Below are 11,116 nucleotides of genomic sequence, written 5' to 3' on the forward strand. Positions count from 1 at the left end.
GGCGTTCAAGTTCGCCGCCCCGCCGCGACCGCCTGCCGGCAGACCTCGCCGCCGAGGTACCCGCTGGCCCCCACCACGAGCAGCGTCATCCCGCTCCCCTCCCGCTCCCGCCTCCCGTGGACGACCGGGAGGTCCGCGTCATGTCGTCCGGCGAATCATGACGCAGACCCCCCGGTCGGCGGGCGAGCCGGGCCGCGGCGGCCCGGGCCGGAGAGCCGAGGCGGGTCGGCCGGGTCCGTCAGGTCGGGTCGGCGACCGGGGCGGCCGGGCCGGCCGTGCCGGTGTGCGGCGCCGCCGCCGGCTTCGGCTTGGCGTCGATGCCGGCCTCGGCGCGCTGCTGCGTGGTGATCGGCGTCGGCGCGCCGGTCAGCGGGTCGAAGCCGCCCCGGGTCTTCGGGAAGGCGATGACCTCGCGGATCGAGTCCGCGCCGGCGAGCAGCATGCAGACCCGGTCCCAGCCGAACGCGATGCCACCGTGCGGCGGGGCGCCGTACTTGAACGCCTCCAGCAGGAAGCCGAACTTGTCCTGTGCCTCCTCCGGGGTGATGCCGAGCAGGTCGAAGACCCGCTTCTGCACGTCGCCCCGGTGGATACGGATCGAGCCGCCACCGATCTCGTTGCCGTTGCAGACGATGTCGTACGCGTACGCCAGCGCCCGGTCCGGCGCCTCCTCGAACCGGTCGACCCACTCGGAGTTCGGCGAGGTGAACGGGTGGTGCACCGCCGTCCAGCCCCCCTCGTCCGTGCGCTCGAACATCGGCGCGTCGACCACCCAGCAGAACGCCCAGGCGCTCTCGTCGACCAGCCCGGCCCGCTTGGCGATCTCGATTCGGGCCGCGCCGAGCAGCTCCTGCGCCTCGCGGGTGTTCGTGCTGGCGGCGAAGAAGACCGCGTCGCCCGGCTTGGCGCCGACCGCGTCGGCGAGCCCGCCCAGGTGCGCGGCGGAGAGGTTCTTCGCCACCGGTCCACGCGCCTCGCCGGTCTCGGCGTCGAGCACCACGTACGCCAGGCCCCGCGCGCCGCGCGCCTTGGCCCAGTCCTGCCAGCCGTCGAGCTCCTTGCGGCTCTGCGACGCGCCGCCCGGCATGACGACCGCGCCGACGTAGCCGCCCGCGTCGATCGCGCCGGCGAAGACCCGGAACTCGGTGCCGCGCAGGTAGTCGGTCAGCTCCGTCAGCTCTACGCCGTAGCGCAGGTCGGGCTTGTCGGAGCCGTAGCGGGCCATCGCGTCGTGCCAGGTGATGCGCGGGATCGGCCGGGAGATCTCGTGGCCGGCCAGGTCCTTCCAGAGCGCCGAGACGATCGCCTCGCCGAGGTCGATGACGTCGTCCTCGGTGACGAAGGACATCTCGATGTCGAGCTGGGTGAACTCCGGCTGCCGGTCGGCGCGGAAGTCCTCGTCGCGGTAGCAGCGGGCGATCTGGTAGTACCGCTCCATGCCGCCGACCATCAGCAGCTGCTTGAACAGCTGCGGCGACTGCGGCAGCGCGTACCAGCTGCCGGGCTGGAGCCGCACCGGCACCAGGAAGTCGCGCGCGCCCTCCGGAGTGGACCGGGTCAGCGTCGGAGTCTCGATCTCCAGGAAGTCCCGCTCGTGCAGCACCGCGCGGGCGAGCTGGTTGGCCCGCGAGCGCAGCCGCATCGCCTTCGCCGGGCCGCTGCGGCGCAGGTCGAGGTAGCGGTAGCGCAGCCGGATGTCGTCGCCGGCCTCGACCTGGTCGTCCACCGGCAGGGGCAGCGGCGCCGCCTCGGAGAGCACCTCCAGCTCGGCCGCGGTCACCTCGATCTCGCCGGTCGGCAGCTCCGGGTTCTCGTTGCCCTCGGGGCGGCGGGTCACCTCGCCGGTCACCCGGACGCAGAACTCGTTGCGCAGCGCGTGCGCGTCCTCCTCGCGGAACACCACCTGGACCACGCCGGAGGCGTCGCGCAGGTCGACGAAGATCACGCCGCCGTGGTCGCGCCGGCGGGCCACCCACCCGGCGAGCGTCACCGTGGTGCCGGCGTCCGTCGCGCGCAGGCTGCCGGCGTCATGGGTACGGATCACGACTTGCGTCTCCTCATCTGCGGTCCACCGTTACTCCTGGCATTCTGTCAGCCGCCCCCGGCGAGGGTCCGCGCCACCCGTCGACGCGCTCGTGCTCCGCGTCGCGTGGGCGGGTGGCCCGACGACGGCATCGCCGCGCCCCGGTGCCTCGGTCCGCCCGGATGTTCCAGGCGCCCGCCTCGATGACCACCGCCCGGTCGTTGCTGACGCCGATCAGCAGCCGGCGGCGGTCGAGGGTGGCCGCCAGCGCGCCGGCGGGCGGGGCGCGGGGGTGCTCACCGGCCGGAACGCACCCCGACCTGCCCGGTTGAGTCCGGCGAACCGGTCCCGGCACGCGGACGGGCCGCCGGGATCACCCGGCGGCCCGCTGCGGTGCGTTCGATCAGAAGATGCTGACGCCGTAGCGGCTCAGCGCCTCGCCGACCGGCTGGAAGAAGGTCGTGCCACCGCTGCTGCAGTTGCCGCTGCCGCCGGAGGTCAGGCCCAGGGCGGTGGAGCCGCTGAACAGCGAGCCGCCGCTGTCGCCCGGCTCGGCGCAGACGTTGGTGCGGATCATGCCGTAGACCGAGCCCTCGGCGTAGTTCACCGTGGCGTTGAGCGCGGTGACCGAGCCGCTGCGCAGGCCGGTGGTGCTGCCGGAGCGCTGCACCGACTGGCCGACGTAGGCGTTGCCGGCGGCGGTGATGTCCCGGTAGCTGCCGTTGTAGAGGTAGACGTTGCCGGCGGCGTTGGCGGAGTTGTTGTGCCGCACGATGCCGTAGTCGTTGCCCGGGAAGCTGGTGCCGGTGCGGCTGCCCAGCAGGTTGGTCTGGGCGGAGTTGCTGTACCAGCTGGACGAGATGTTGGTGCAGTGCCCGGCGGTCAGGAAGTAGTAGGTGGTGCCGCTGCGCACGTTGAAGCCGAGCGAGCAGCGACCGCCGCCACCGGCGTAGATGGCCTGGCCGCCGGAGATCCGGGTGCTGAGCACGCCGGCCTCGGCCTCGATCCGGATCGCGCCGTTCATCCGGGCGGCGGCGGCCTTGACGCGCTCCAGCTTGGCGCCGGTGACGGTGCTGTCGACGGAGACGACGACCTGGTTGGTGGCCGGGTCGGTCCACCACGCGGTGCCGGGGATCTTGGCGGAGCGGTCCAGCTCCGAGGTGGCCCGGGCCAGCTCGCTGGCGCCGCGCTTGACGATCTTCGGGGTGGCGCCGGCGGCGCTGACCTGCCGGGCGGCGAGGGCGTCGGTCACGGTGACGACCATCTTGCCGTTGGCGTCGGCGTACGTGCCGGCGGACCGGTCGCCGAGGCGCTCGGCCAGGCTGGCGGCGGCGTCGGGCGAAGCGAGCGAGGGTGCGGCCTGGGCGGGCGCGCCGATCAGCGAGCCGGCAACCATGGCGCCGGCCGCGGCGACGACGGCGGCGCGACGGAGCGAGGACCTCGTGGGTCGCATGTAACAACCTCCAGGGAGGGGTGACGGGCCCGCGTCGGGGGTGACCCGGGCCGGGAGCGGCCCTGCCGATCTGGGGGTACCGGCTGAGCTCACTGAAGTATTCACATACTTGAGTTCGTATGCAAGACCCGACTTTGTCCTTTTCGCCCCGACTGCGGCGGCCATCTGCCGGAAACATTGTGGACACTGACGTACGTCTATACGCTCGGTCCACCGTCCCCCCATTCGGCACCCGCGATCCGGAGGCCACCATGAAGTCCGTCCGACGGCTGCTCGCCCCTCTCGCCGCCCTCACCGCCCTCGTCCTGCTGGCCGGCACCCCGGCCGCCGCCGACCCCGGTCCGCCCCCGAACTCGATGGCCAGCCTCGGTGACTCGATCACCCGCGGCTTCAACGCCTGCGGCTGGTACTCCGACTGCACCTCCCGCTCCTTCAGCACCGGCGGCGACTCCGCCGTCAACAGCCAGTACCTGCGCATCCGCGCGACCAACGCGGCCATCAACGGGCGCAACCACAACGACGCGCGCACCGGCGCGAAGTCCGCCGACATGTACGGCCAGGCCGGCACCGCCGTCAGCCAGGGCGTCGACTACGTCACCATGCTGATCGGCGCCAACGACGCCTGCACCAGCACGGAGGCGGCGATGACGCCGGTGACGACCTACCGGGCCAACATCGACGCCGCGCTGGCCCGCCTCAAGGCCGGGCTGCCCACCGCCCGGGTGCAGGTGATCAGCGTGCCGGACATCCACCGGCTCTGGGCCGTCGGCAAGGACAGCGGCAGCGCCCGCAGCGCCTGGTCGCTGTTCGGCATCTGCCAGTCCATGCTGGCCAACCCGACCTCCACGGCGCAGGCGGACGTGGACCGGCGCAACCGGGTACGCCAGCGGGTGGTCGACTACAACGCGCAGCTCGCCCAGGCCTGCGCCGCGTACGGCCCGAACTGCGACTTCGACGACAACGCCGTGTTCGGCTACCCGTTCACCCTCGGGCAGCTCTCCACCTGGGACTACTTCCACCCGAACACCTCCGGGCAGCAGGTCCTGGCGAGCGTCTCGTACGCCGCCGGATTCGGCTGGTAGCGGACCGGGCCGACGCGCGGGCGGCGACCACCGTCCGCGCGTCGCGGCGGCGGCCCGGGGCAGGTCGACCCGCCGGCGCGCTCACCCGGCGCGGCGGCGCGCCCCGGGCCCCGGCCGCGGCACCACGTCGCGCGGCCGGTCGACCTCGTGCCCGCGCTCGCAGCGCAGCGCGACCCCGATCTCGGCGCCGCAGTCGCGGTGCGCGACCGTCAACGGCGAGCCCTCCGGGTCGGCCAGGTAGCGGTCCCCCCAGCCGAGCACGGCGACCAGCACCGGCCACAGGTCGAGCCCCATCCCGGTCAGCCGGTACTCGTGGCGCTCCCGGCTGCCGGGCTCCCGGTAGGGCTCGCGCCGCAGGACGCCGCGCTCCACCAGCATCGCCAGCCGGTTGGTCAGCACCTGCCGGGGGACGCCGGTGCGCACGCGCATGTCGTCGAAGCGGCGGACGCCGCTGAAGACCTCGCGCAGGACCACGAGGGTCCACCGCTCGCCGAGGATCTCCATCGCCCGGGCGATGGTGCAGTTCTCCACCGACCAGTCCAGTGCCGCGGGTCTCATGCGCTCCAGGCTAGGTCTGATTGACAGACTCAGCAACGCGCTGCGAGGCTGGGTCCATGACGCAGACGCAGGATCCGGCGCGCAGCCGCACCTTCTCGTGGTCCGACCCGGGCATCAACGCCGCGCACGTCGGCCGGCGCGGCGGCCTGGAGCTGCTCCGCGCGATGATCGCCGGGGAACTGGCGGCGCCGCCCATCATGCACCTGGTCGACATGTCCCGGATGGAGGCCGACGAGGGCCGGGTGGCCGTCGAACTGGTCCCCCAGGAGTTCCACTACAACCCGCTCGGCACCGTGCACGGCGGGGTCATCTCCACCCTGCTGGACACCGCCGCGGCGTGCGCGGTGCACACCACCCTGCCGGCCGGGATCGGCTACACCTCGCTGGACCTGAACGTGAAGTTCCTCCGCCCGGTCACCGTCGCGAGCGGCACCCTGCGCTGCGAGGGCACCGTCCTGCAGCGCGGTCGCCGCACCGCCCTCGCCGAGGCGAGGCTGCTCGACGCGAAGTCCCGCCTGGTGGCCCACGCCACCTCGACCTGCCTCCTCCTCCCCCTGGGCCCCCCACCCACCGAGTAGTCGATCATGCAGTCGTGGTGCCGGGATCCCGGTGGTTCAGGCGTTCCGTCCCCCGCCACAACTGCATGATCGACGGCCCTGTCGCCGGGAAGGGTCAGCGGGAGGCGAGGCGGGCCGCGCGGGCGTCGCGCTTCTCCTCGAAGCGGGACGCGGCGCGCTCCAGCTCGTCGAGGTGGGCGGCGATCGCCTCGCGGGCCGCCTCGCCGTCGGCGTCCAGGCCGGTCACGTTGAAGACGTCCCACTGGCGCAGCACCGGCGCCACCACCTCGTCGCGGTGCAGGCGCAGGTCGTAGATGCCGGCGAGGGCGATCGCCACCGACTTGCGGGCGAAGCCGTCGATGCCGTTGCCGGGCATCTGGAAGTCGGCCACCACGTCGGCGACCGCCCGCATCGCCTGGCTGGGGGCCAGCTCGAAGGCCGCCGCCAGCAGGTTGCGGTAGAAGACCATGTGCAGGTTCTCGTCGGCCGCGACCCGGGCCAGCAGCGCCTCGCACGCCGGGTCGCCGGTGACCCGGCCGGTGTTGCGGTGCGAGATCCGGGTGGCCAGCTCCTGGAACGAGACGTACGCCAGGGAGTGCAGCACCTCGTCGTCGTGCACGTTGGCGTAGCCGGCGGACATGTGCACCATCCGGGCCCGCTCCAGCGCCACCGGGTCGACCGCCCGGGTGACGGTGAGGTAGTCGCGGATGGCGGTGCCGTGGCGGCCCTCCTCGGCGGTCCACCGGTGCACCCAGGTGCCCCAGGCGCCGTCCCGGCCGAACAGGGTGGCGATCTCGTGGTGGTACGAGGGCAGGTTGTCCTCGGTCAGCAGGTTGACGATCAGCGCGGTGCGGGCCACGTCGGGGATCGTCGAGTCGCCCTCGGACCACGCCTCGCCGCCCAGCGGCCCGTCGAAGGTGCGCCCCTCGCTCCACGGCACGTACTCGTGCGGGAACCACTCCTTGGCGATGGCCAGGTGCCGGTCGAGGTTCCGCTCGACGACGGGCTCCAGTTCGAGGAGCAGGGCGGTCTGGCTGAGTGTCGTCACGACGATCTCCCTACGGTGGCGTAACTTACGCCACCGTAGGTCCGATCGCGCGTACGCGCCAGTAATGTCTCAGCTGACCAGCGGCCTGAGGTCCGCCCGGGGCGGCGTCCACTCCCCCGCCGCCGCGGCGACCTGCTCGCCGGAACGGATGTCCTTCACCTCGTCGGCCGCGCCGTCCACCCCGGGGAACCAGACGTACGGGATGCCCCGCCGCTCGGCGTAGCGGATCTGCTTGCCGAACTTCGCCGCGCTCGGCGACACCTCGGTCGGCACGCCCCGGGAGCGCAGCGCCTCGGCCACCCGGTTGCTGGCGGCGCGCTGCTCCTCGCTGGCCACCGCGACCAGGACGCAGGTCGGCACGTCCCGCGACACCGACAGCGCGCCGGCGCCGAAGAGCAGCCCCAGCAGCCGGGTCACCCCGATCGAGATGCCCACCCCCGGGAACCGGGTGGCTCCGGCGCTGGCCAGGTTGTCGTACCGGCCGCCGGAGCAGATCGAGCCGAACCGCTCGTAGCCGATGAGCTGCGTCTCGTAGACCGTGCCGGTGTAGTAGTCCAGGCCGCGGGCGATGCGCAGGTCGGCCACGCAGAGACCCGGGGAGTGCGCGGCGGCGGTCTCCACCACCCGCACCAGCTCCTCGATCCCCTCGTCGAGCATCGGGTCGCTGACGCCCAGGGCGCGGACGGCGTCGGCGAAGGAGGCGTCCGGGGCGGAGATCTCCGCCAGCGACAGGACCGCCTTGGCCTGCGCCTCGCTGGCCCCGGCCGTCTCGGCGAGCAGCTCGGTGACCTTCGCCGGGCCGATCTTGTCGAGCTTGTCGACCGCGCGCAGCGCCGCCTCCGGGTCGGTGAGCCCGACGCCCCGGTAGAAGCCCTCGCAGATCTTGCGGTTGTTGACCTGGATCCGCACCGGCGGGATCGGCAGCGAGCGCAGCGCGTCGCCCACGACCAGCGGCATCTCCGCCTCGTGGTGCGCAGCGAGGGTGTCCCGGTCGACGATGTCGATGTCGGCCTGGAGGAACTCGCGGTAGCGCCCCTCCTGCGGTCGCTCGCCCCGCCACACCTTCTGGATCTGGTAGCGGCGGAACGGGAACTGCAACTTGCCGGCGTTCTCCAGCACGTAGCGGGCGAACGGCACGGTCAGGTCGAAGTGCAGGCCGAGGGCGTCGTCGCCGGCCGGGCCGTCGGCGTCGGCCTGCAGGCGCCGGATCAGGTAGACCTCCTTCGAGGTCTCCCCCTTGCGCAACAGCTGGTCCAGCGGCTCCACCGCGCGGGTCTCCAGGGGGGCGAAGCCGTACAGCTCGAAGGTGCCGCGGATCCTGTCGAGGACGTACTGCTCGATCATCCGCTGCGCGGGCGTCCACTCCGGGAAGCCGGAGATGGGCGTGGGCTTGCTCATGATGCTCCGTTCGCGGTCCCGCGCGTCGGCGCGGGCGAAGAGTCGGCGCGGCCGGCCACCGGCCGCGGGGCGGGAAGTCGGTGCGGCCGGTCGTCGGCCGCGGGACGGAGAGTCGGCGACCGGGCTACAGGCCGCGGGTGGGAGCCGCCGGTCGCGCCCCGGCACCCCCCGCCACCTCGACGAGGTACGGGTTGGTGGCGCGCTCGCGGCCGATGGTGGTCGCGGGGCCGTGCCCGGGCAGCACGACGGTGTCGTCGGCCAGCGGGAGGATCTTGTCCCGGAGGCTGGTGACCATCCTCGTCATGCTGCCGCCCGGCAGGTCGGTGCGGCCGATGGAGCCGGCGAACAGGACGTCGCCGGAGAGGCAGAGCTGATCCGCCTCCCACGACGAGCCGGCGGCCGGCAGCCGGAAGAGCACCGACCCGCCGGTATGGCCCGGGGCATGGTCGACGGTGATCTCCAACCCGGCGAGGGCCAGCGTGGCGCCGTCGGTCAGCTCGGCGACGTCCTCCGGCTCGGTGTACGGCAGCCGCCCGCCGAAGAGTGCGGTGAGGTCCGCCGACAGCCCCTTGGCCGGGTCGGCGAGCATCTCCCGGTCGCCGGGGTGCACGTACGCGGTGATGCCCCGGGCGCCGCAGACCGGCGCCACCGAGAAGGTGTGGTCGAGGTGGCCGTGGGTGAGCAGGACGGCGGCCGGGTGCAGCCGATGCTCGGCCAGCAGGGCGTCGAGCCGGTCGAGCACCCCGATGCCGGGGTCGACCACCACGCACTGCTCCCCCGGCGCGGCGGCGACCACGTAGCAGTTGGTGCCGAAGGCGTCCGCGGGAAAGCCGGCCACGAGCACGTCCGCTCCCCTTTCCGTCGAGCTTGTTCGCTGTCAGCAGCCTATCGGGCGGCGCGAGGAGGTTCTGCGCCTCCGCCCCGGGGCACCCCACGGGGCGACGCCCGTGCCCGTTCCGGACGCCCCCGGGGCCACGGTTCGGACGCCCTCGGGGGCACAGTGACGCGTTCCGATAGACCCGGCCCGGACCTCGTACACCACTTTCCCAGCCGGTAGCCGTACACTCTGGCGGGCGTGTGGCGTGGCGCACGTGCCGCCCAACGGGCGCAGGACGCCCGACCACCGGTGACGACCAGGGTAGAGGAAGGGGAGCACGGGTGGCTTCCAGCAGGGACCGGCAGCGCAAACTGGCGCGCGCCAAGCTCGACCGGCAACTCGCCCGCCGGGCCGCCGCCGTCAAGCGTCGTCGGCAGATCCAGGCCGGCGTCGGCGTCGCGGTCGTCCTCGCGCTGATCGTGGCCGGCTCGGCGTGGGCGCTGGGCGCCTTCGACGACGAGCCGAAGAAGAACACGGCCGCCGAGGACGTCTGCCTGTGGACCCCGCAGGACGCCACCGCGAACACCAACCTCAAGGACGTCGGCACCCCGGCCACCCAGGGGCTGCCCACCGACGGCGTGCGCCCGATGACGGTCACCACCAACCAGGGCGCGCCGATCACCGTCGAGCTCGACCTCGCCGGCGCCCCGTGCGCGGCGGCGAGCATCGCCCACCTGGCCGGCCGGTCGTTCTACGACAACACCAAGTGCCACGAGATCACCACCGAGGGCGCGGTGCGCTGCGGCGACCCGAGCGGCACCGGGCTCGGCGGCCCCACCTACTCGTTCTACGACGAGAACGTCCCCACCGCGCCGTCGCCGTCGGCGAGCCCCGCAGCCGGCCAGCCCGCGACCTACCCGAAGGGCACGGTCGCGATGATCGCCAACCCGCCGGGTGCCAACGGCAGCCAGTTCCTGATGTTCTTCAAGGACTTCACGACGGCCGACCCGAAGTACCCGATCATCGGCCGGGTCACCGGTGGGATCGACGTGGTGGCGAAGATCGGTGCCAAGCCGACCGTGGACAATGGGACGGGGGCCAAGGTCAAGCCCAAGGACGACGACGTGGTCGTGCAGAGCCTGACCGTCGGTGAGCCCGTGGCGCAGGGGGCCTCGGCACCGGCGCCGTCCGCTTCGGGCGCTCCGGCGGCCAGCCCGAGCGCCGGCTGACCCGGCCGCCCCACCAACCTCAGCGGCACCGACCGCGCCACCCGACAGCCCAGGAGGATCCAGGCGTGACGTCCACCAGAGAGCGGCAGCGCGCGGCGGCGCGCGCCCGGCTCGAGAAGGAGATGGCCGAGCGCGCGGCCAGGGCCCGCAAGCGCCGGCAGACCCAGGCGATCGTGGGGGCCGCCTCGGTCCTGGTCCTCGTCGTCGCCGGCACGGTCTGGCTCGTCACCACCCTCGGCGACGACGACAAGACCGACACCGCCGGCCCGGCGGCCGGCAACGTGCAGTGCGCCTGGACCGAGGTCCCCACCGACCAGCGGTCCCCGCAGATCAAGGACGTCGGGCTGCCGCCCGTGCAGCAGTCGAACACGGGCACCCAGACGATGACGATCGACACCAACCTGGGCCCGATCACCGCCACGATCGACCGGGCGGCGGTGCCCTGCACCGCGGGCAGCTTCACCCACCTGGCGGAGAAGAACTTCTTCGACAACAGCAAGTGCCACCGGCTGGTGACCGAGGGCATCAAGGTGCTCCAGTGCGGCGACCCGAGCGCGTCGGGCAAGGGCTGGCGGCAGACCGACGGCACCGGCGGCCCGAGCTACCGGCTCGCCGAGGAGAACCTGCCCACCGACAAGCGGCCCCCGTACCCGGAGGGCGTGATCGCGATGGCCAACTCGGGCCAGCCGGGCAGCACGGGCAGCCAGTTCTTCATCGTCTACGGCGACTCGCCGCTGGACCCGAACTACACCGTCCTGGGCACCATCACCGGCGGCATGGACCTCGTCAAGCAGGTTGCGGCGGCCGGCGACGACAAGGCGTTCGCGAAGCAGGCCGGTGGCGGCCACCCGAAGAAGGAAGTCACGATCAAAAAGCTCACGATGAGCGCCCCCCAGGGCTGACCCACTCCCAGCCGTACGACGAGCGCCCGCCGGCCCCGCCGGCGGGGCC

The 11,116-nt window shown here is 73.1% G+C and carries 10 protein-coding genes; 4 read left to right on the forward strand and 6 right to left on the reverse strand.

The window, feature by feature from the left end:
* Nucleotides 1-238: 238 nt before the first annotated feature.
* Together aspS and ACSNN9_RS25450 are read right to left on the reverse strand one after the other, a co-directional pair.
* Nucleotides 239-2,044 (reverse strand): aspartate--tRNA ligase, encoded by a 1,806-nt coding sequence (gene aspS, locus ACSNN9_RS25445; RefSeq protein WP_436675736.1) that lies wholly within the window; start codon nucleotides 2,042-2,044, stop codon nucleotides 239-241.
* A gap of 382 nt (nucleotides 2,045-2,426) precedes the next feature.
* On the reverse strand, nucleotides 2,427-3,476 hold the full coding sequence (locus ACSNN9_RS25450) for a S1 family peptidase (RefSeq protein ID WP_436675737.1): 1,050 nt from the start codon (nucleotides 3,474-3,476) through the stop codon (nucleotides 2,427-2,429).
* Nucleotides 3,477-3,727: 251 nt separating this feature from the next.
* Between ACSNN9_RS25450 and ACSNN9_RS25455 the strand changes: the two genes are divergently transcribed.
* Nucleotides 3,728-4,558, forward strand: coding sequence for a GDSL-type esterase/lipase family protein (locus ACSNN9_RS25455; RefSeq protein ID WP_436675738.1), 831 nt, complete (start codon nucleotides 3,728-3,730; stop codon nucleotides 4,556-4,558).
* An 81-nt stretch (nucleotides 4,559-4,639) separates the two neighbouring features.
* On the opposite strand, the gene ACSNN9_RS25460 is transcribed toward ACSNN9_RS25455, so the two are convergent.
* Complete coding sequence (locus ACSNN9_RS25460; RefSeq protein WP_436675739.1) at nucleotides 4,640-5,116, reverse strand: winged helix-turn-helix transcriptional regulator; 477 nt, start codon at nucleotides 5,114-5,116, stop codon at nucleotides 4,640-4,642.
* 56 nt (nucleotides 5,117-5,172) lie between these two features.
* Here ACSNN9_RS25460 and ACSNN9_RS25465 point away from each other — a divergent pair, with 56 nt between their 5' ends.
* Nucleotides 5,173-5,694, forward strand: coding sequence for a PaaI family thioesterase (locus ACSNN9_RS25465; RefSeq protein WP_436675740.1), 522 nt, complete (start codon nucleotides 5,173-5,175; stop codon nucleotides 5,692-5,694).
* A 94-nt stretch (nucleotides 5,695-5,788) separates the two neighbouring features.
* Here the strand turns inward: ACSNN9_RS25465 and ACSNN9_RS25470 are convergent, their stop codons facing one another.
* From ACSNN9_RS25470 to ACSNN9_RS25480, 3 genes are all read right to left on the reverse strand, one after another.
* Nucleotides 5,789-6,721 (reverse strand): acyl-ACP desaturase, encoded by a 933-nt coding sequence (locus ACSNN9_RS25470; RefSeq protein ID WP_436675741.1) that lies wholly within the window; start codon nucleotides 6,719-6,721, stop codon nucleotides 5,789-5,791.
* Nucleotides 6,722-6,790: 69 nt separating this feature from the next.
* A complete protein-coding gene (gene hisS / locus ACSNN9_RS25475; protein WP_436675742.1) occupies nucleotides 6,791-8,119 on the reverse strand; it encodes a histidine--tRNA ligase in 1,329 nt (442 codons plus the stop codon).
* Between the two features lie 124 nt (nucleotides 8,120-8,243).
* Nucleotides 8,244-8,963: an MBL fold metallo-hydrolase gene (locus tag ACSNN9_RS25480; protein ID WP_436675743.1), complete on the reverse strand. Its 720-nt coding sequence runs from the start codon at nucleotides 8,961-8,963 to the stop codon at nucleotides 8,244-8,246.
* Nucleotides 8,964-9,277: 314 nt separating this feature from the next.
* Here ACSNN9_RS25480 and ACSNN9_RS25485 point away from each other — a divergent pair, with 314 nt between their 5' ends.
* Nucleotides 9,278-10,165 (forward strand): peptidylprolyl isomerase, encoded by an 888-nt coding sequence (locus ACSNN9_RS25485; protein WP_436675744.1) that lies wholly within the window; start codon nucleotides 9,278-9,280, stop codon nucleotides 10,163-10,165.
* A 65-nt stretch (nucleotides 10,166-10,230) separates the two neighbouring features.
* Complete coding sequence (locus ACSNN9_RS25490; RefSeq protein ID WP_436675745.1) at nucleotides 10,231-11,067, forward strand: peptidylprolyl isomerase; 837 nt, start codon at nucleotides 10,231-10,233, stop codon at nucleotides 11,065-11,067.
* Nucleotides 11,068-11,116 lie beyond the last annotated feature (49 nt).

This window comes from Micromonospora sp. URMC 107 (assembly GCF_051386315.1).
In the GTDB taxonomy this organism is placed as follows: Bacteria; Actinomycetota; Actinomycetes; order Mycobacteriales; family Micromonosporaceae; genus Micromonospora.